The organism is Litorerythrobacter xanthomarinus (assembly GCF_046254955.1).
Taxonomy (GTDB): domain Bacteria; phylum Pseudomonadota; class Alphaproteobacteria; order Sphingomonadales; family Sphingomonadaceae; genus Qipengyuania_C.
Genome location: NZ_JBJXRG010000002.1, coordinates 17,411 through 36,147 on the forward strand (window position 1 = coordinate 17,411; position 18,737 = coordinate 36,147).

The window sequence follows — 18,737 nt, forward strand, 5'->3', positions numbered from 1 at the left end:
CTATTCCAGATCAAAGTCGCCGGTCTCGATCACAGGTTCGAGATCGAGCCAGCTCGCCAAAACCTCAAGATCGAGCGTTAGAGGGTAGTGCGCCAATGCCCTGCGGCTCTTGTCGAGCCGCAGTGTCAGCCGTTCTTCATTGCGGGTGAGCGAACTGGCGGAGAGCGACATGCGCGAAGCTGCCCCCAGCCGCCGTGCCAAGCGAAAGCCAAGTCCCCAGGTCAGTGCTTCGCGCAGATCGTCGTCGCTGGCGAGGCGGCGGAACGAAGCGGGGACTGCGGTGCGTCCGAGACTACCGAACAGTGCAGCGCAGATCATCGCCTTGCCGCGCGCGTCACAGCCGATCCAGCGCTTGTCGAGCGCCCATTCGGTGGCGTGATTGACCCGCATGTTGGGCTCGACCCGCTGGAGAGCCATCGCCAGTTGCGCAGCGGCAAGCCGGTAGCGCTCGTTATCCTTCCCGTTGCCTCCTGCCAGCTCGACCGTCCAACCCGCCAGCAGCGTTGCATCGGTGATGGTCGCAAGGCGCACCGAAGCGAAGGAATCGATCCCGGCAAGCAAAGGATCCTTGGCCTGCTGCAATGGATCAAGCTGGTCGAACAGCAGACCTTCACGAAGGCCCCAGGCCGAAAATACCAACCGCTCCGGTGCGAATTCCTTCAGCATTACGCGCAGCAGGGCGGCGGCATCGGGCAAGTAGCCTGCCCGCATCGGGCTGATCCCGCCGATCTCGACCAGCCGGTCGGGCTTCGCCCGTACCAGCTTCGCGCAAAGCCGCTCGGCCGTTTCGACATCGAGCACAAACCCGTGCGGATCGGTCAGCGGATAACCGTCGCTGTGCATCGCGTAGCTCGCCAGCGCGCGCCAGGTTCCGCCCACCATATAAAGCGGCCCGGGACTGGATTGCGCCCAGCCGGCCTTGCCCAGCGCGCTGCGGACCCGCCTGCCAAAGCCATCCTTCGCGCGCAGTGAGGGGAGCCGCAGGGTTCCGAGCGGAAAGGTCGCGCCGTGGTGGCAATCCCCATCGGCAATCGAGACCAGCTCAAGACTGCCGCCGCCCAGATCGGCGACGACCCCGTTGGCACCGGGGAAAGCGCCGATCGTGCCCATCGCCGCGGCGCGTGCTTCTTCTTCCCCGCTGAGTAGCCTAGGCTCGAGCCCTAACTTTGAAACTTCTGCAAGGAACTCAGCGCCATTGCTGGCATCGCGCGCCGCTGCGGTAGCCACCGTCTGGATCTCATCGACTTCCAGATCCTTCACGATCAGGGCCTGCCGGGCGAGGGCGCCCAGCGCCTCATTCCATGCTTCTTCCGGTATCAGCCCGGTAGTCGAGAGGTCCCGCCCCAGCCGCGCGGCGACTTTCTCGTTCCAGACCACTTCGGGCGCGCGCTGCGGACCCTCGTATACGACCAGTCTGACGGTGTTTGACCCGATGTCGATCACGGCACGGCGCGGATGGATGATGCGCCGTTCCCAGCGCGCCTTGCGCGGCCCGAGTTCGGTCACGCCGTGCGCTCGCCGGGTTGGCGTCCTTCCAGCGACAGGCGAGGGACCTCCTGCGATTTGAGCGCCGATCCGCGACCGGAAAGCGAAGGATTGCTCATGAAATACTCATGGCAATTGAAGCCTTCTTCACCGATCCGCATGCGCTCATACTGCCCGTCGGCGAGCAATTCCCAGCTCTGTTCGGTGTCGAGGATATTGGCCAGCATGACCTGGCCCAGCACCTGGTCGTGCACGGTCTTGTTGGTGATCGGAACCATGACCTCGACCCGGCGATCAAGGTTTCGCGACATGGCATCGGCGCTGGTGATGAACACCTCCGCCTTGCGGCTCGGCAGCTCATGTCCATTGGCAAAGGCCCAGATCCGCCCGTGCTCAAGAAATCGGCCGATAATCGATTTGACCCTGATATTCTCGGACAAACCGGGAATGCCTGCGCGCAGGCTACAGATGCCGCGCACGACAAGATGGATCTCAACCCCAGCATTGCTCGCTTCGTAGAGCTTGTCGATCATTGCCTTGTTGGTGATCGAATTGAGTTTGGCCCAGATACCTGAAGGTTTGCCGGCCTGCGCATTGGCGATCTCGCGATCAATCAGCTCATTCAGCTTCTGGCGTAGACCGATCGGGGAAACCGAAAGCTTTTCCAGCCCCGCCGGTTCGACATAGCCAGTGACGAAATTGAACAGTTTAGCAGCATCGCGGCCCAGCGCCGGGTCGGCGGTAAAATAGCTCAGATCGGTATAGATGCGCGCATTGACCGGGTGGTAATTCCCGGTGCCGAAGTGGCAATAGGTGCGGTATCCCTCGTCCTCGCGGCGCACCACGAGCGAGACCTTTGCGTGGGTCTTCCATTCAGTGAATCCGTAGATCACCTGCACGCCAGCGCGTTCCAATTCGCTTGCCCAATGAATGTTGCGCTCTTCATCAAAGCGCGCCTTGAGTTCGACCACCGCCGTTACCGCTTTGCCTGCCAGTGCCGCCTCAATCAGCGCAGCGATTACGGGTGACTGGTCGCCTGCACGGTAAAGCGTCTGTTTGATCGATACGACCGCCGGATCGATTGCGGCCTGGTGGAGGAAATCGACCACCACTTCGAAGCTTTCGTAGGGGTGGTGGATGACGATATCCTTCTCGCGAATGGCAGAGAAACAATCGCCATCATGCGCCAGGATACGCTCGGGATAGCGCGGATCGAACGGCGCGAATTTCAAGTCTGGACGGGATTCGTTGCAGATTGCATCGAGATGCCTGAGGCCGATCATGCCTCCGGTCTTCACGATCATCGCGGCATCGATGTTGAACTGCTCGCGCAGCAGGGCCTCTGCTTCCTCGTCGCATTCGTCGTCGAGCTCGAGCAGGACAGCGCGGCCGCGGCGCCGCCGCTGGATCGCGGTGCGGAAATAGCGCACGAGGTCCTCGGCCTCGTCTTCCACTTCGATATCGCTGTCGCGCAGCACGCGGAACACGCCGTCGCCGCGGATCTTGAAACCGGGGAAGAGCTGGGCGGCGAAGCGGGTGATGAGCTGCTCAATCCCGACATAGATCGCCTGCGGGCCGGGCACACGAACGAAGCGCGGGACGCCGCTGGGGATCAGTACCATTTCGACGAGCTCGCCCTTGCGCTTGCCGCGCTTGAGGCGGAAGATCACGCCCATTCCGAGGTTCGCGACGAACGGGAAGGGGTGCGAGGGATCGATCGCCTGCGGCGTGATCAGTGGCAGGATGTCGTTGGTGAAGTATCCTTCCAGCCACGCGATGTGTTCTTCGCCCAGCTGGTCGATCGCGGGGATCAGGATGTCTTCCTCGACAAGCAGTTCGCACAGCGTGTCGAGCGCTTCCTGCTGGCGGTGCTCCAGTTCGAGCACTTGCTCCCGGATCGCTTCGAGCTGCTGGGCGGGGGACTTGCCGTCAATCGCCGTGGTCTCGATTCCTCGGCTCGCCTGCCCTTCCAGACCCGCAATGCGGATCATCGTGAACTCGTCGAGGTTGCTGGCAGAGATCGAGAGGAACCGCAGCCGCTCTAGCAGCGGGTAGCGCTCGTTCTCCGCTTCGGCGAGCACGCGGCGGTTGAACGACAGCCACGAAAGCTCGCGATTGACATAGCGAGCGTCCGCACCGTCGGCTGAAGCTGGGACAGCAATGTTCCCTGGCGCATTCATCTCGGGTTCTTGCTCCATCGCCGGCCGGGCTTGCGGGCCGGATGTGACAGTCTCGTTACAGCTTTGCGCAAGGGGCGGGGCGGGGCAAGCCATTTCACGTTGTTGCGATGCAGCGAAGGTCGGTCTAAAGGCCCGATCCGGACATGAAACGCACGCACCTGCCCCTCAATGCCCTGCGCGTATACGACGCGGCGGCGCGCCACCTCAGCTTCACCCGCGCGGCGGACGAGCTGGCGGTGACCCCGGCTGCCGTCGGCCAGCAGATCCGGGCGCTGGAGGATCACCTCGGCACGGTGCTGTTCCGCCGCACCAGCAAAGGGCTCGAGCTGACCGAGGAAGGCGCCTCTGGCCTAGACGCATTGCGCGAAGGCTTCCTCAAGTTCGAGGAGAGCGTGCAGGCGATGCAGGCGGGGCAGGCGAGCGATCGCTACACCATCGCCGCGCCGCGCGAATTCTACGCCCAGTGGCTCGCGCCCAAGCTGGCCCAGTTCCGCGAGGCCAACCCCTCGATCACCTACCAGCTGATCGAGAACGAGAATGCCGACTTCACCGAAGCCAACCTTGATCTTGCGATCCGGCTGGTCAACGGCCCGGGCGAGCTTGAAGGGGTGGAGCTTGCGCCCGCACGCCGGGTGATCGTCGCCGCGCCCGGTGCCAGCGAGGAGACGCTCTCCACCTGGATCGACTGGCCGGGCAAGGAGCTGCCCGAAGGCGAGCGGGCCTGCGTCCACGTCGGCAATGCCGGGCAGGCGCTGTCGAGCGCGGTGGCCGGGCTGGGCAAGGCGATCATGCCGCTGCTGCTGGTCGAGGAATCGATCGCGGCGGGCAAGCTGGAAGTGCTCGAAGGGCCGGAAGAGGGCAACCGCGCTTACTGGCTCGTCGCCCCGCTGCCGCAATGGCGCCAGAAGAAGGTGAAAGCCTTAGTCGCCTTCCTTTCAGGAGATGGATGATCAGGTTTCATTTGTTTAGCCTCAAGCGCCGGCGTTCGCCTCCGCTCACTTGGCTTGCGGCCTAACCGGCCAGGAAAGTAACCGAGGCGTAGCCGAGGCAAGGCCGACCGGCCGCCCGCAGCGACGCGACCTTCAGGTCGCATGAGCGAGGATTTCGCACTGCGGAGGCAGTGCGGAAAACAAACAATCAGCGAAGCGGCGCCAGCAGCCGCGCCAGTTCCTTGTCGCTTTCGACGCGCGCCTTGTGCTGCTCGAGGATCATCTGCGCATTCTCCGGCAGGCTCTTGGTCTTGTCGAGCCCCTCGACCCCCGGCTTCCGGTTGCGCCGGTTGGCGACCATATGGTCGAACAGCGCATTGAACGCCTCGATATTGTCCCACTGCCGATCGCGCAGCCACTCCTCGGCGGCCTCCATCGCCTGGTCCTCCAGCTTGCGGCGCAGTTCCTCGGTCACCGTCTCGCGCTCGGGGCCATAGCGGGTGGGCAGGCGGTGCGAGAGGAGGAAGCGCAGCAGCGCATTGTCGGGCTTGTCCCACCAGCCGAGGATTTCGCCCCCGCTGACGATCGGCGTGCGCGTGCCGAACATGGCACGCTCATGCGCAATATCCTCGAGCCGCCGCGCCCCGCGGTCGAGCGCCATGTCCCACGCTTCGGAAAAGCACTCGGCCCCCGGCTTGTGGCGTAGCTTGTAAAGCGCTTCGAGAGACTTGCCGATATACCGCGCGGCACTTTTGACGATGCCGGTGGCGGCGAGATGCGCGATAAAGCGGCGCTGCAGATCGGGCGTGATCGAGTTGGAGCGCGGTGCCTTGTGGATATAGGGCGGGAAGGTGAGCAGCGGATCTTCGTCGTCCGGCTCCTCGCCCTGGAACGCGACCGCCGATGTGGCCTGCCGGGAAATGGCGCGGGTGTTTTTCGGGGAGGTCACAGGGCAAGGGTCCTAACTGGCGAAATCAACCGAGCCGGAGGCGAGGCAAGCGCGACCGCGCGCCGGCCGGTTAGGCCGGAAGCCAAGGCGGACGGACGTCCGCCGCCCGGCGATTGAGGGACTAAATCAAACTAAACCCAAGTAGGAAAATCGTTTCTGGCTGGTGCTGTTTCCGAGGCGAAGTCGGGACAACGCCGACTGGCCGTCGCGCCTTATGGCGCGGTAGCCAAGGCGGACGGAGGTCCGCCGCCCGGCGCCTGAGGGACAAAATCAAACAAACTCTATTCTTCACCCACCCCAGATTGCAGAAATTTAATGAGTAGGAAAATGGATTGAAGCCAGAGCTACAAAGCTTCCAATTGTCCTGGCGCATACCGCTGAATAACAATGATTGCCTCTTGGCATGCAAGGGTTAGGTCTTCCGGCGGAGGAATTTCTTCGAAGAAGGATCCGTGAGATAGGGCATTGATAATGACGCTCTTTATCTTAATTCCCTCTTCCCCAGCTAGGTGGATGATGAAATTCGACAAGGTATTCGCTTTGTCTGGCCGACAGAAACGACCAACGGCTTCCAGAACACTTCGAACGCAATTGGCGGTGCCGAAATCTGGCGGGGAACCATCTGCGACAGCCTTAATGTGTCGCAACTGTTCTTGAAACGGCGCAACAAAAGTTTGCAGCTTCTTCGCGGTATGGATTTCACCGTCCGCTGAGATGCTAAAGGCTGCATTAGTCTTGATGACCCTGTTTGTATAAAGGACGTTGAAGAAATAGCTGCTGTGGGTGAGTATCAACAGCCTGGGTCGGGACGTATCCTGACCATCTATCTCTGCCGGATTTAGCGAAACTTCTCCAGTTTTTGAGATGCTTAAGTTCTTCAAGATTTGTGCTATTGAAAAGATGAAATCATATGACATTGAGGCGACTGGATCATCAAGAACAAGAAACAGCCGCTCGTACTCGAAGTCAGCTTCAACACACTTGTGAATAGACGCGACGAAGTAGCAGAACGCTATCGCGGTTTTCTCGCCATCGCTTAGTGTCTTGTCTGTTTGTCGTGGGAGAGCTTTGTCCGAAAGGGTAAGCACGAACCTTTCTCGGTCAAATTTGTACTTTCCCGTGAATACTGCTCCTAGGAGCAATTCAAAGGTTTCCGCGACCCTTGTCTTCGCATCAGTGGCTGGCATGGACCGCTGTAAGCGCGCTATTTCTGCCGCTTGTTTTTTCTCATCAATTGAGAGAATCCTTAGCGACTCGAGTTTCTGCCAGTTATCAATAGCGAATTGTTTTCCGAACACTACGCAAAGCCTGCGGTGCAAGTTCTGTCTTTCCGCATCAGAAAGACGAATGGCTTCGTTCAGCGATTGCACTGCGACATTGTTTCGTTGAAGTGCATTAACGAGCAACTCCTGTTCGGATTCGTACTTCGATGAATCCCAGTGGAGCGGCTCATCCAGTCGGGTAAACTTCTCCTCGATTTGCTTCAGTGCGCCACTTAACTCTGCTTGCATGGTCGTGATGAAATTGATCGGAGCTTCGATTATTTCGCCCCGTTTGGAAGGTAGAAAAGTCTTGAGTGAATCGAACTCCGCGACTTGATTTTCCGCGCTATTCCTAAGCATTGACAACGATTGCTGCAGCTTCTGGATTTTGGACTGCAAGAGTCGAAGCTCCTGCTTGTGGCTCTCTTCCTCGTCGTTGAAATAGCGCAAAAGTGAATCGATAAGGCCTTTAGCTCGCTCAGTTTGGAGGTCCTGCTCACAAAATGGGCAGGTGTTATCTTCAATCTGAAAGAGGGCGGTCCCGATCCGATAGAATTCTGGTTCTTTCTCGATCTTGGACTTGATATCTTCGGCAATCGTCGAGAGCGACGTAGTGCGACCAAGCGACTCATTCAAAGCAGTCGCATCGAAGACACCAAATTCGTTCCATGATGCTTCGGCAGGATATCTCGGACTATCTGGGATGCCTCGGACCGTCTCGAGATCGGAAAGAAGTTGAGCAAATGTAGGGCTTGGTGGGTCTGGTTTATCTCCCACACGAAGGTGTTCGAGCGTGACGTTCTTAAACTCTCGAAGTCCTTTGTTCACCCCAGCGCCTTTTGACAGCTTTTCGTTCTTCTCACGATTGAACTGCCGTTCTAATTCGTCGCCGAATTGTGATCTCTTCAGGACTGTTTCACTCAGCCTCGCCTCAGCTTCGTCCAGTTCGATGTTGTCTCTATCTACTGCTATGTGGCCAGTGATTTCACTGTCTGGATCGAAGCCTCTAGCCCTTAGTTCATCGCGAACGAAGTCTTCGGAAAAAACATGAAAAATGAGTTCCCCAGAATCCGTTTGGGTCGAGGCCGTTGTTCGATCTAGGATGGCTTGTGCGGCTACTGTCTCGTCGAGGTGTAGTTTCAGAGAGCCGCGCCCATCGATTGCTTCCTGCGAGACTATCTCATTTGGCGCCCGAGAGAGGAATTCCTCGCCTCTATTTCTTTCCAAACAACGCAGGGTTCGGGCCAGAAATGACTTACCTGTCCCGTTGCGGGCAAAGATCAAATTCTGCGCATGCTTAGTCAGTTCGGCGTCTAACTGAAAAATGGGGCCAAGGTTGCGAGCACTGACTTTCAAAGTTGGATTTGAATTTGTCATCGCGACCCTCCATCATATTGACGATGCTATAGTAAATGGGCAGGGCAAGAAAGCTGCTCGGCATAATAGTTCGTAGTTCCCCTACAACCCTTGACCTTTCCAACATTCCAACATAGATGCGCGCCCATCCGAAGGGTCTCAGGTGATTCACCTGCTTTCCCCCAGGTAGATAGAGCTGAACATTGCCGGTTTGTCCCGGGAGCCTGTCGCTGTTGCGACGAGGCTCTTTTCTATTGAGCGCATATGCGTTGGGGCGGCCGTCAAAGTAACCCGGTGGCCATAGGCTGATGGGTGGAGTGAATTTAGCTCGCGCCTCGATGTCGCGCTTTCGCGCGGCGTTTTATCTCGCTGGATCCCGGATCATCTCCGGGATGACGATAGGCGGGATAGCGCGAACCTCACTCCTCACCCTGACGCACACGTCGCCGCCATATAACCGGTGAAGAGTACTTATGCCGACGATTAACCAGCTGGTCCGCAAGGGCCGCACTCCGCAGAAGGCCAAGTCCAAGGTCCCTGCGATGGAGCAGAACCCGCAGAAACGCGGTGTCTGCACGCGCGTCTATACGACGACGCCGAAGAAGCCGAACTCGGCGCTGCGCAAGGTGGCCAAGGTCCGCCTGACCAACCAGCGCGAGGTCATCAGTTACATCCCAGGCGAAGGCCACAACCTGCAGGAGCACTCGGTTGTGCTGATCCGCGGCGGGCGTGTGCGCGACCTTCCCGGCGTGCGCTATCATGTGCTGCGCGGCGTGCTCGACACGCAGGGTGTGAAGGACCGCAAGCAGAGCCGTTCGAAGTACGGCGCCAAGCGTCCGAAGTAATTTAGGCGCGGGAAGGTCCGGCTCCGGCCCGATGCGCCACCCGGCTACCTACACGGTAGTCTTTGGGTGGCCGGGTGGGGGAGCGGGCTGGAGCCGCAAGGTGGGCCCGGACGGGCGCACCGCACTCCCAAGGAGTTTTAAACATGTCACGTCGTCGTCGTCCCGAGAAGCGGGTCATCCTGCCCGATCCCAAGTTTGGTGATCAGGTGCTGTCGAAATTCATGAACAACCTCATGCTGGACGGTAAGAAGTCCACTGCCGAGCGGATTGTTTACGGTGCGCTGGAAACGGTCGAGACCAAGGCCAAGGCCGATCCGATCGCGTTGTTCCACGAGGCGCTCACCAATGTCGCCCCGCAGGTCGAGGTTCGCTCGCGCCGTGTGGGCGGTGCAACGTACCAGGTGCCGGTCGAGGTTCGCCCCGAGCGTGCCCAGGCCCTCGCCATCCGCTGGCTGATCGGCGCCGCGCGCGGTCGCCCCGAAACCACCATGTCGGCGCGCCTTTCGGGCGAGCTGATGGATGCGGCCAACAACCGCGGCAATGCCGTCAAGAAGCGCGAAGACACGCACCGGATGGCCGACGCCAACCGCGCGTTCTCGCATTACCGCTGGTAAACTGGCGCTGGTAACTATTTTACGAGGGGGCTGATCCCCTCACACGGAGACTTAACATGGCCCGCGAATATCCGCTGGAGCGTTATCGCAATATCGGCATCATGGCTCACATCGATGCCGGCAAGACCACCACGACCGAGCGTATCCTCTATTACACCGGCAAATCCTACAAGATCGGCGAAGTGCACGATGGCGCGGCGACGATGGACTGGATGGAGCAGGAACAGGAGCGCGGGATCACGATCACGTCTGCTGCCACCACGACGTTCTGGCAGAACGATGATGGCAAGGGTGAAAAGCACCGCATCAACATCATCGATACGCCCGGGCACGTCGACTTCACGATCGAAGTCGAGCGTTCCTTGCGCGTGCTTGACGGCGCGGTCGCCGTGTTTGACGGCGTCGCGGGCGTGGAACCTCAGTCGGAAACGGTTTGGCGCCAGGCCGACAAGTACAAAGTCCCCCGGATGTGCTTCATCAATAAATTGGATCGCACGGGCGCCGACTTCTATTACTGCGTGCAGTCGATCATCGATCGCCTCGGCGCGACGCCGCTGGTGCTCTATCTCCCGATCGGCATCGAAGGCGGCCTTAAGGGCGTCGTCGACCTCGTCAACAACCGCGGCATCGTCTGGAAGGATGAGAGCCTGGGCGCAGAATTCGAATATGTCGATATCCCGGAAGATCTCGCCGACAAAGCGGCCGAATATCGCGAGAAGCTGATCGAAGCAGTTGTCGAACTCGATGACGAAGCGATGGAAGCTTATTTCGAAGGCAATATGCCCGAACCTGCCAAGATCAAGGAACTGGTTCGCAAGGGTACGCTTGACCAGGCCTTCGTCCCGGTCCTGTGCGGCTCGGCGTTCAAGAACAAGGGCGTGCAGCCGCTGCTCGACGCAGTGGTCGACTACATGCCTTCGCCGCTTGACGTTCCCGCGATCCGCGGCGTGCTGCCTGACAGCGACGAAGAAGAGAAGCGCCCGTCAAGCGACGATGCGCCGTTCTCGGCGCTGGCCTTCAAGATCATGAACGATCCCTTCGTTGGCTCGCTCACCTTTACCCGCATCTATTCGGGCAAGCTGGCCAAGGGCCAGGTCCTGAACTCGGTAAAGGACAAGAAGGAAAAGATCGGCCGCATGCTGCTGATGCACTCGAACAACCGCGAGGACATCGAAGAAGCATTCGCTGGCGACATCGTTGCCATCGCCGGCATGAAGGATACGACGACCGGCGATACGCTGTGCGATCCTGCTCACCCGATCATCCTTGAGCGTATGGAATTCCCCGATCCGGTTATTGAACTGTCGGTGGAACCCAAGACCAAAGCCGACCAGGAAAAGATGGGTGTTGCGCTCAATCGCTTGGCAGCTGAAGATCCGTCTTTCCGCGTTTCGACCGATCATGAAAGTGGTCAGACGATCATCAAGGGTATGGGTGAACTTCACCTCGATATTCTTGTTGATCGCATGAAGCGCGAATTCAAGGTGGAAGCCAATGTCGGCGCGCCGCAGGTGGCCTATCGTGAAGCGCTCAAGCGCGAAATCGAGGTCACCTACACCCACAAGAAACAGTCGGGTGGTTCGGGTCAGTTCGGTGAAGCCAAAGTCGTCGTCACTCCGGGTGAACGCGGCCAGGGGATCATCTTCGAAGACAACATCAAGGGCGGCAACATTCCCCGCGAGTACATTCCTTCGGTCGAGAAGGGTATGCGCGAGCAGGCGGAGAGCGGCTATCTTGTCGGCTTCCCGATCATCGACTTCACCATCCAGCTGATCGACGGCAAGTACCATGACGTCGACTCGAGCACGGTCGCGTTTGAAATCACCGGCCGCGGCGCGATGCGCGAAGCGGCGGATCGAGCTGGTATCAAGCTTCTCGAGCCGGTGATGAAGGTCGAGGTTGTCACGCCCGAGGAATACCTCGGCGACGTGATCGGCGATCTCAACTCGCGTCGCGGGCAGGTGCAGGGACAGGACACGCGTGGCAACGCCATGTCGGTCGACGCCTTCGTGCCGCTCGCCAACATGTTCGGCTACGTCAATGAGCTGCGTTCGTTCACTCAGGGCCGCGCCCAGTACACGATGCAATTCAGCCACTATGACGAAGTTCCGGCAAGCGTGGCGCAAGAAGTTAAGGAGAAGCTTGCCTAAGCTTCACTGAGCGTTTAGGGGCGGCGCCTGATTCAGCGGGTGCCGTTTTCCCCGCAGAAAATCACATCTGATAGACAGAGGTTAAGAGTAAAATGGCTAAGGAAAAATTCGAGCGGAACAAGCCGCACTGCAACATCGGCACCATTGGCCACGTTGACCACGGCAAGACGACGCTGACAGCAGCAATCACCAAGGTGCTGGGTGCACCGGTTGATTTCGGCAACATCGACAAAGCTCCCGAAGAGCGCGAGCGTGGGATCACGATCTCGACCGCACACGTCGAATATGAAACCGATGCTCGCCACTATGCGCACGTCGATTGCCCGGGCCACGCTGACTATGTGAAGAACATGATCACCGGTGCGGCGCAGATGGATGGTGCGATCCTGGTTGTGAACGCAGCTGACGGCCCGATGCCGCAGACCCGCGAGCACATCCTGCTTGCCCGTCAGGTCGGCGTTCCGGCGCTTGTCGTATACATGAACAAGGTTGACCAGGTTGACGATGAGGAAATCCTCGAGCTCGTCGAGCTGGAAGTCCGCGAACTGCTTTCGAGCTACGACTTCGACGGCGACAACATTCCGATCATCAAGGGCTCGGCTCTCGCTGCTCTCGAAGGTCGCGACGACGAAATCGGCGCGAACTCGATCATGGAACTGATGGCTGCTGTTGACGAGCACATCCCGCAGCCCGAGCGTCCGGTTGACCAGGCATTCCTGATGCCGATCGAAGACGTTTTCTCGATCTCGGGTCGTGGTACGGTTGTTACCGGCCGTGTCGAAACCGGCGTTGTGAACGTGGGCGACGAAGTCGAAATCGTAGGTATCAAGGACACCACCAAGACGACCGTTACCGGCGTCGAAATGTTCCGCAAGCTGCTTGATCGCGGTGAAGCCGGTGACAACATCGGTGCCCTGATCCGCGGTGTTGGTCGTGAAGAAGTCGAGCGTGGCCAAGTTCTGGCGAAGCCCGGCTCGGTTACCCCGCACACCGAATTCAGCGCAGAAGTCTACGTCCTGTCGAAGGACGAGGGCGGCCGTCACACGCCGTTCTTTGCGAACTATCGTCCGCAGTTCTACTTCCGCACCACCGACGTGACCGGTGAAGTTATCCTGCCCGACGGCACCGAAATGGTGATGCCTGGTGATAACGTGACCATCAACGTCAAGCTGATTGCTCCGATTGCAATGGACGAAGGTCTGCGTTTCGCAATTCGCGAAGGCGGCCGTACCGTTGGTTCGGGGGTTGTCAGCAAGATCACGAAGTAATATAGGCCGCGCGAACGCGGGGATTCGTCTCCGCGCCGCCGAGCTTGCTTCGGTTACATTTGAATTCATCAGCCCCGCTCTCCCTCGGAGACGGGAGGGGGCGGGGCTGATTTTTTGTTTGCTCTTTCTCATCGGTAGTTGGACATGGAAGCCCAGAATATTCGCATTCGCCTTAAGGCGTTCGATCATCGCGTTCTCGACCAGGCAACTGGCGAGATTGCCGAAACAGCACGCCGTACTGGCGCGCTGATCCGGGGTCCCATTCCGATGCCGACGAGGATTGAGAAGTTCACCGTGAACCGCGGCCCGCACATCGACAAGAAGTCGCGCGAGCAGTTCGAGGTGCGCACTTACAAGCGGTTGCTCGATATCGTTCAGCCGAACGCCCAGACAGTCGACGCTTTGATGAAGCTCGATCTCGCTGCCGGCGTAAACGTCGAAATTAAGCTCGCTTAATCGGCAATCCGGTCGCAAGGCCGGCAAGACATAGAGATACCGCCGGAAAGAACTGTGGTTCTTGGCCGGGTCTGCGTCTCCCGTCTCGCCCACAAGGCCATATTGGCTGCGTGAGCATTCAGCCCGGACGGGGCGACGCATCATAAATTGGGCTGACAAGCACCTGGGGATGGTCCCCTTGTGCCTCTGTTAGGAGAATGGATCATGCGCACTGGCGTGATCGCGAAGAAAGTCGGGATGACCCGCTTGTTCCAGGCGGACGGGCGTCACATTCCTGTTACTGTCCTCGCATTAGAAAATTGCCAGGTTGTGTCGCATCGTACTGCCGAGCGTGATGGTTATTTCGCGCTTCAGGTCGGTTCGGGCGAAGCCAAGCAGAAGAATGTCAACAAGCCGCAGCGCGAACATTTCGCCAAGGCTGAAGTGCCGCTAAAGATGCGTGTCGCTGAATTCCGTCTCGAGAACGAGGAAGGTCTCCTTCCCGTTGGCGCGACGATTACGGCTGACCATTTTATCGCTGGCCAGAAGGTCGACATTACCGGCCACACGCAGGGTAAAGGCTTTGCCGGCGCCATGAAGCGTTGGGGTTTCGGTGGTCTGCGCGCGACGCACGGTGTTTCGCTATCGCACCGATCGCACGGTTCGACGGGTAACCGCCAGGATCCCGGCCGCGTCTTCAAGAACAAGAAGATGGCCGGCCACATGGGCGATCGTCAGCGCACCCAGCAGAACCTTGAAGTGGTTCGCACGGATGCGAATCGCGGCCTGATCTTCGTCAAGGGATCGGTCCCGGGATCGAAGAATGGCTGGCTGATGGTTCAGGACGCTGTGAAGCTGCCTATCCCTGAAGAGGCTCCGTTCCCTGGTGCTATGCGCCGCAATGCTGACGAAACTGCTACCGAAGATGCGCCGGCCGGTCTGGTCGAAGCATCGGCAGAGCACGAAATTGTCGAGCAGGTTCCTGCCGAACAGCAAGAAGAGCTGGCGAAGGAAGCCGAAGCGGAGATCGCCGCAGACAAGGACGCAGGCGCTGACGCTCCGGCTGAAGAAAACACCAACGATGCGCCCGAAGCTGATGATGCTTCAGGCGAAGATAAGGAGGGCTGATCCGTGAAGGTGAAGGTCCAGAAAATCGACGGCAAGGCGTCAGGTGACATCGAGCTGAATGATGATGTGTTCGGGGTAGACCCACGCGCCGACATTCTGCATCGGGTCGTGACCTGGCAGCTTGAGAATCGTCGCGCCACCGCCCGCCCGACGCGCGAGCGTTCCGACGTCAACCGTACGGGAGCCAAGTTTGGCAACCAGAAGGGCGGCGGCCGTGCTCGCCATGGTGACCGTGGTGCCCCCATCTTTATCGGTGGCGGTAAGGCACACGGTGCTCGCAAGCGTGATTTCAACCAGTCGCTGAACAAGAAGATCCGCGCACTGGGCCTGAAAATGGCGCTGTCGAGCAAGGCGAAGGACAGCCTCGTGGTTGTCGATACGCTCGAACTCAAGGACGCCAAGACAAAGGTGCTCAAGGGTCAGCTGGAAAAGGCTGGTTATGCTGGCAAGATCCTGGTGATCGACGGAGAAGCCGTGAACGACGGTTTCAAGAAGGCCGCTGGCAACCTCAAGGGTGTCAACGTTCTTCCGGCCGCAGGTGCCAATGTTTACGACATCCTCAACCACGACACGCTCGTCCTCACCAAGGACGCGGTCGAAAAGCTGGAGGCGCGCTTCAATGGCTAAGAAGCAAGAAGTCGATGCGCGTCACTATGACGTCATCTTGGCCCCGCACATCACGGAAAAGGCTACTCTGCTGTCAGAAAACAACGCGGTTGTTTTCAAGGTAGCGGGCGATGCCACCAAGCCGCAGATCAAGGAAGCTGTTGAGGCGATTTACGCGCCGCAGAAAGCCAAGGTGGTCTCGGTCAACACGATCGTGACGAAGGGCAAGAGCAAGCGCTGGCGGGGCAAGCCCTACAAGCGCAACGACGTGAAAAAAGCGATTGTCACCCTCGCTGAGGGTTCGATGATCGATATCACCGAAGGTGTGAGCTGATCCCATGGCACTCAAGAACTTCAAACCGACCAGCCCCGCACGCCGTGGCCTGATCCTTGTCGACAAGTCCGGCCTTTATAAAGGCAAGCCGGTCAAGTCGCTCACGGAAGGCAAGCGCAAGACCGGTGGCCGGAACAACAAGGGCCATGTCACTTCGCGCGGCATCGGCGGCGGTCACAAGCAAAAGTACCGCTATATCGATTTCAAGCGTCGCAAGTGGGACGTGGAAGGTACGATCGAGCGGATCGAATATGATCCCAACCGCACGGCTTTCATCGCGCTCATCAAGTACGAGGATGGTGAGCTCGCCTACATCCTTTGCCCGCAGCGCGTACAGGAAGGTGACAAGGTTATCGCGGCCGAGAAAACCGACACCAAGCCCGGCAACGCTATGTTGCTTGGCCAGATGCCGGTCGGCACGATTTGCCACAATGTCGAGATGAAGCCGGGCAAGGGCGGCCAGATCGCCCGTTCGGCAGGCACATACGTGCAGCTTGTCGGCCGTGACCGCGGCATGGTGATCGTCCGTTTGAACTCGGGTGAGCAGCGTTACCTGCGGTCCGATTGCATGGGCACTGTTGGCGCTGTTTCGAATCCTGATAATTCGAACCAGAACTTCGCCAAGGCCGGCCGCACTCGCTGGAAGGGACGCAAGCCGCTGACTCGCGGTGTTGCCAAGAACCCGGTCGATCACCCGCACGGTGGTGGTGAAGGCCGCACCAGTGGTGGTCGTCACCCGGTCACTCCGTGGGGCAAGCCAACCAAGGGCGCCCGCACCCGCAAGAACAAGCAGACGGACAAGATGATTATCCGTTCGCGCCACGCCAAGAAGAAGAGGTAATCGGACATGGCACGTTCCGTCTGGAAAGGTCCGTTCGTCGAGCTCAGCCTTCTCAAGAAAGCTGAGGATGCACAGGAATCGAGTGGCTCCAAGCCCATCAAGACCTGGTCGCGTCGTTCAACGATCCTGCCGCAATTCGTCGGCCTGACGTTCAACGTCTACAACGGTCACAAGTTCATTCCCGTCTCCGTTTCGGAAGAAATGGTCGGTCACAAGCTGGGTGAGTTCGCTCCAACGCGTACTTATCATGGCCACGCTGCCGACAAGAAGGGCAAGCGCTAATGGGCAAGGCAAAATCACCCCGCCGCGTTGCGGAAAATGAGGCGCTGGCTGTCGGTACCACGATCCGTGGTTCGGCCCAGAAGCTGAACCTTGTTGCGGAACTCATCCGCGGCAAGAAGGCTGAAGAAGCGCTCAACATCCTCTCCTTCTCGAAGAAGGCGATGGCGAGAGACGCCAGCAAGGTGCTCGCTTCGGCGATTGCCAATGCTGAAAACAACCATAACCTGGATGTCGATGCACTGGTCGTGGCGGAAGCTTCGGTCGGCAAGTCGATCACCATGAAGCGGTTCCACACCCGTGGTCGCGGCAAGTCGACACGGATCCTCAAGCCGTTCAGCAAGCTGCGCATCGTGGTGCGCGAAGTAGAAGAGGCGTAAGATGGGCCAGAAGAGCAATCCGATCGGTCTGCGCCTGCAGATCAACCGTACCTGGGACAGCCGGTGGTACGCCGAAGGGCGTGACTATGCCGCGCAGCTCAAGGAAGACATCGAGATCCGCAAGTACATCATCAAGACGGTGCCGCAGGCAGCGATCTCGAAGGTGGTAATCGAGCGTCCGGCCAAGCTGTGCCGCATCTCGATCTATGCTGCGCGACCCGGTGTGATCATCGGCAAGAAGGGTGCAGACATCGAAAAGCTGCGCCAGAAACTCGCCACGATGACCGACAGCGAAGTAAAGCTGAACATCGTCGAAATCCGCAAGCCGGAAATCGATGCCAAGCTCGTTGCTGAAGGCGTGGCCGACCAGCTGATCCGCCGTGTGGCTTTCCGCCGCGCGATGAAGCGCGCTGTGCAGTCTGCACTGCGTCTGGGTGCCGAAGGCATCAAGATCGTTTGCGGTGGCCGTCTCGGCGGTGCTGAAATCGCCCGTGTTGAATGGTATCGCGAAGGACGCGTTCCGCTTCACACCTTGCGCGCCAACGTCGACTATGCCGAAGCCGAAGCGCTAACAGCTTATGGCATCATCGGTATCAAGGTCTGGATCTTCAAGGGCGAGATTCTTGCTCACGATCCGACTGCACAAGATCGCTTGATGCTCGAGGCGCAAACCTCGGGCGTGCGCCCAGCGCGCTGATTGCAGGACAGGTAAGAGAAAATGCTGCAACCGAAGAAAACCAAGTACCGCAAGGCCTTCAAGGGCCGGATCAAGGGCAATGCCCGCGGTGGCACTGATCTGAATTTCGGATCCTACGGCCTCAAGGCTCTGGAACCGGAGCGTATCACTGCGCGCCAGATCGAAGCGGCTCGCCGTGCGATCACTCGTGCGATGAAGCGCCAGGGCCGTCTATGGATCCGCGTCTTCCCCGATGTGCCGGTCTCGAAAAAGCCTGCTGAAGTCCGTCAGGGTAAGGGCAAGGGTTCAGTCGAATACTGGGCTGCTCGCGTTAAGCCGGGTCGGATCCTGTTCGAACTCGACGGTGTTCCCGGTCCGCTCGCCGCGCTCGCTTTCGAACGTGCCGCGATGAAGCTGCCGATCAAGACCAAGGTCGTTGCCCGTATGGGTGACACTTCGCACCTGGGAGGCAGATAATGGCCAACCCGATCGAAGATCTGCGGACCAAGACCGATGACCAGCTCTCGACCGAGCTGAACGAATTGAAGCGTGAGGCGTTTAACCTGCGCTTCCAGTCCGCCACCAACCAGCTCGAGCGCCCGGCACGGATCAAGGAAGTCCGCCGCCAGATCGCTCGTATCAAGACGCTGCAGACCGAACGTTCTGCAGCCGAGAAGGCCTGAGGAGTAGACCATGCCGAAGCGTATCCTGATCGGGACCGTCACCTCCGACAAGACCGACAAGACCGTGACCGTGCTTGTCGAGCGCAAGGTGAAGCACCCGCTTTACGGGAAGATCATCCGTCGTTCGAAGAAGTATCACGCGCACGACGAGAAGAATGAATACACACTCGGCGATACTGTCCGGATCGAGGAAACGAAACCGATTTCCAAGACCAAGACGTGGCAGGTCATTGATCGTGTGACGGCAGGCGGGACCCAGGCGGTGGAAGCCGATCTGGAAGTCGAAGCAGCCGGTAACTGAGTAGACGTAAAGGAACTGCCGGACTGGATCCGGCAA

The 18,737-nt window shown here is 59.1% G+C and carries 20 protein-coding genes; 16 read left to right on the forward strand and 4 right to left on the reverse strand.

What is annotated here, in order from left to right:
• Together ACEWMW_RS09305 and ACEWMW_RS09310 are read right to left on the reverse strand one after the other, a co-directional pair.
• Positions 1 to 1,506, reverse strand: a complete 1,506-nt coding sequence (locus ACEWMW_RS09305; RefSeq protein WP_409413655.1) for a Ppx/GppA phosphatase family protein — start codon at positions 1,504 to 1,506, stop codon at positions 1 to 3.
• Positions 1,503 to 3,665 (reverse strand): RNA degradosome polyphosphate kinase, encoded by a 2,163-nt coding sequence (locus tag ACEWMW_RS09310; RefSeq protein WP_409413656.1) that lies wholly within the window; start codon positions 3,663 to 3,665, stop codon positions 1,503 to 1,505. The genes ACEWMW_RS09305 and ACEWMW_RS09310 overlap by 4 nt, the downstream gene beginning before the upstream one ends.
• A gap of 143 nt (positions 3,666 to 3,808) precedes the next feature.
• Between ACEWMW_RS09310 and ACEWMW_RS09315 the strand changes: the two genes are divergently transcribed.
• Complete coding sequence (locus ACEWMW_RS09315) at positions 3,809 to 4,615, forward strand: LysR family transcriptional regulator (RefSeq protein WP_409413657.1); 807 nt, start codon at positions 3,809 to 3,811, stop codon at positions 4,613 to 4,615.
• 187 nt (positions 4,616 to 4,802) lie between these two features.
• On the opposite strand, the gene ACEWMW_RS09320 is transcribed toward ACEWMW_RS09315, so the two are convergent.
• Together ACEWMW_RS09320 and ACEWMW_RS09325 are read right to left on the reverse strand one after the other, a co-directional pair.
• Positions 4,803 to 5,543, reverse strand: a complete 741-nt coding sequence (locus ACEWMW_RS09320; protein ID WP_409413658.1) for a hypothetical protein — start codon at positions 5,541 to 5,543, stop codon at positions 4,803 to 4,805.
• 344 nt (positions 5,544 to 5,887) lie between these two features.
• Positions 5,888 to 8,182 (reverse strand): AAA family ATPase, encoded by a 2,295-nt coding sequence (locus ACEWMW_RS09325; protein WP_409413659.1) that lies wholly within the window; start codon positions 8,180 to 8,182, stop codon positions 5,888 to 5,890.
• Positions 8,183 to 8,634: 452 nt separating this feature from the next.
• Between ACEWMW_RS09325 and rpsL the strand changes: the two genes are divergently transcribed.
• The 15 genes from rpsL to rpsQ all read left to right on the forward strand — a co-directional run bounded on the left by rpsL (position 8,635) and on the right by rpsQ (position 18,701).
• Entirely contained in the window at positions 8,635 to 9,006 is a 372-nt protein-coding gene (rpsL, locus tag ACEWMW_RS09330; RefSeq protein WP_007164630.1) for a 30S ribosomal protein S12, read from the forward strand.
• Between the two features lie 143 nt (positions 9,007 to 9,149).
• Positions 9,150 to 9,620 (forward strand): 30S ribosomal protein S7, encoded by a 471-nt coding sequence (gene rpsG / locus ACEWMW_RS09335; protein ID WP_409413660.1) that lies wholly within the window; start codon positions 9,150 to 9,152, stop codon positions 9,618 to 9,620.
• Between the two features lie 56 nt (positions 9,621 to 9,676).
• A complete protein-coding gene (gene fusA, locus ACEWMW_RS09340) occupies positions 9,677 to 11,770 on the forward strand; it encodes an elongation factor G (RefSeq protein ID WP_409413661.1) in 2,094 nt (697 codons plus the stop codon).
• 92 nt (positions 11,771 to 11,862) lie between these two features.
• A complete protein-coding gene (gene tuf, locus ACEWMW_RS09345; protein ID WP_409413662.1) occupies positions 11,863 to 13,038 on the forward strand; it encodes an elongation factor Tu in 1,176 nt (391 codons plus the stop codon).
• Positions 13,039 to 13,182: 144 nt separating this feature from the next.
• Entirely contained in the window at positions 13,183 to 13,494 is a 312-nt protein-coding gene (gene rpsJ / locus ACEWMW_RS09350; protein WP_061924928.1) for a 30S ribosomal protein S10, read from the forward strand.
• A 204-nt stretch (positions 13,495 to 13,698) separates the two neighbouring features.
• Positions 13,699 to 14,601, forward strand: coding sequence for a 50S ribosomal protein L3 (gene rplC, locus ACEWMW_RS09355; protein WP_409413663.1), 903 nt, complete (start codon positions 13,699 to 13,701; stop codon positions 14,599 to 14,601).
• A gap of 3 nt (positions 14,602 to 14,604) precedes the next feature.
• Entirely contained in the window at positions 14,605 to 15,228 is a 624-nt protein-coding gene (gene rplD / locus ACEWMW_RS09360) for a 50S ribosomal protein L4 (RefSeq protein WP_409413664.1), read from the forward strand.
• Complete coding sequence (locus ACEWMW_RS09365; RefSeq protein ID WP_409413665.1) at positions 15,221 to 15,541, forward strand: 50S ribosomal protein L23; 321 nt, start codon at positions 15,221 to 15,223, stop codon at positions 15,539 to 15,541. Before rplD ends, ACEWMW_RS09365 begins: the two co-directional genes overlap by 8 nt.
• A gap of 4 nt (positions 15,542 to 15,545) precedes the next feature.
• Complete coding sequence (gene rplB / locus ACEWMW_RS09370; protein ID WP_409413666.1) at positions 15,546 to 16,382, forward strand: 50S ribosomal protein L2; 837 nt, start codon at positions 15,546 to 15,548, stop codon at positions 16,380 to 16,382.
• A gap of 6 nt (positions 16,383 to 16,388) precedes the next feature.
• Positions 16,389 to 16,664, forward strand: a complete 276-nt coding sequence (gene rpsS / locus ACEWMW_RS09375) for a 30S ribosomal protein S19 (protein WP_409413667.1) — start codon at positions 16,389 to 16,391, stop codon at positions 16,662 to 16,664.
• Positions 16,664 to 17,041, forward strand: coding sequence for a 50S ribosomal protein L22 (rplV, locus tag ACEWMW_RS09380; protein WP_409413668.1), 378 nt, complete (start codon positions 16,664 to 16,666; stop codon positions 17,039 to 17,041). The genes rpsS and rplV overlap by 1 nt, the downstream gene beginning before the upstream one ends.
• A gap of 1 nt (position 17,042) precedes the next feature.
• Positions 17,043 to 17,738 carry a 30S ribosomal protein S3 gene (gene rpsC, locus ACEWMW_RS09385; RefSeq protein WP_409413669.1) on the forward strand — a complete coding sequence of 232 codons (696 nt, stop codon included), beginning with the start codon at positions 17,043 to 17,045 and terminating at the stop codon, positions 17,736 to 17,738.
• A 21-nt stretch (positions 17,739 to 17,759) separates the two neighbouring features.
• On the forward strand, positions 17,760 to 18,194 hold the full coding sequence (rplP, locus tag ACEWMW_RS09390) for a 50S ribosomal protein L16 (protein WP_409413670.1): 435 nt from the start codon (positions 17,760 to 17,762) through the stop codon (positions 18,192 to 18,194).
• Positions 18,194 to 18,400: a 50S ribosomal protein L29 gene (gene rpmC / locus ACEWMW_RS09395; protein WP_409413671.1), complete on the forward strand. Its 207-nt coding sequence runs from the start codon at positions 18,194 to 18,196 to the stop codon at positions 18,398 to 18,400. The genes rplP and rpmC overlap by 1 nt, the downstream gene beginning before the upstream one ends.
• Before the next feature lie 10 nt (positions 18,401 to 18,410).
• Entirely contained in the window at positions 18,411 to 18,701 is a 291-nt protein-coding gene (gene rpsQ, locus ACEWMW_RS09400; RefSeq protein WP_409413672.1) for a 30S ribosomal protein S17, read from the forward strand.
• Positions 18,702 to 18,737 lie beyond the last annotated feature (36 nt).

What these genes read in the sequence shown, in the direction of transcription:
- rplB (WP_409413666.1), top strand. Translation starts at nt 15,546, where the DNA reads ATGGCACTCAAGAACTTCAAACCGACCAGCCCCGCACGCCGTGGCCTG.
- rpsS (WP_409413667.1), top strand. Translation starts at nt 16,389, where the DNA reads ATGGCACGTTCCGTCTGGAAAGGTCCGTTCGTCGAGCTCAGCCTTCTC.
- rpsG (WP_409413660.1), top strand. Translation starts at nt 9,150, where the DNA reads ATGTCACGTCGTCGTCGTCCCGAGAAGCGGGTCATCCTGCCCGATCCC.
- rplP (WP_409413670.1), top strand. Translation starts at nt 17,760, where the DNA reads ATGCTGCAACCGAAGAAAACCAAGTACCGCAAGGCCTTCAAGGGCCGG.
- ACEWMW_RS09315 (WP_409413657.1), top strand. Translation starts at nt 3,809, where the DNA reads ATGAAACGCACGCACCTGCCCCTCAATGCCCTGCGCGTATACGACGCG.
- rpsJ (WP_061924928.1), top strand. Translation starts at nt 13,183, where the DNA reads ATGGAAGCCCAGAATATTCGCATTCGCCTTAAGGCGTTCGATCATCGC.
- tuf (WP_409413662.1), top strand. Translation starts at nt 11,863, where the DNA reads ATGGCTAAGGAAAAATTCGAGCGGAACAAGCCGCACTGCAACATCGGC.
- rpmC (WP_409413671.1), top strand. Translation starts at nt 18,194, where the DNA reads ATGGCCAACCCGATCGAAGATCTGCGGACCAAGACCGATGACCAGCTC.
- rplC (WP_409413663.1), top strand. Translation starts at nt 13,699, where the DNA reads ATGCGCACTGGCGTGATCGCGAAGAAAGTCGGGATGACCCGCTTGTTC.
- rpsL (WP_007164630.1), top strand. Translation starts at nt 8,635, where the DNA reads ATGCCGACGATTAACCAGCTGGTCCGCAAGGGCCGCACTCCGCAGAAG.
- fusA (WP_409413661.1), top strand. Translation starts at nt 9,677, where the DNA reads ATGGCCCGCGAATATCCGCTGGAGCGTTATCGCAATATCGGCATCATG.
- rpsQ (WP_409413672.1), top strand. Translation starts at nt 18,411, where the DNA reads ATGCCGAAGCGTATCCTGATCGGGACCGTCACCTCCGACAAGACCGAC.
- rpsC (WP_409413669.1), top strand. Translation starts at nt 17,043, where the DNA reads ATGGGCCAGAAGAGCAATCCGATCGGTCTGCGCCTGCAGATCAACCGT.
- ACEWMW_RS09310 (WP_409413656.1), bottom strand. Translation starts at nt 3,665, where the DNA reads ATGAATGCGCCAGGGAACATTGCTGTCCCAGCTTCAGCCGACGGTGCG.
- ACEWMW_RS09325 (WP_409413659.1), bottom strand. Translation starts at nt 8,182, where the DNA reads ATGACAAATTCAAATCCAACTTTGAAAGTCAGTGCTCGCAACCTTGGC.
- ACEWMW_RS09365 (WP_409413665.1), top strand. Translation starts at nt 15,221, where the DNA reads ATGGCTAAGAAGCAAGAAGTCGATGCGCGTCACTATGACGTCATCTTG.
- rplV (WP_409413668.1), top strand. Translation starts at nt 16,664, where the DNA reads ATGGGCAAGGCAAAATCACCCCGCCGCGTTGCGGAAAATGAGGCGCTG.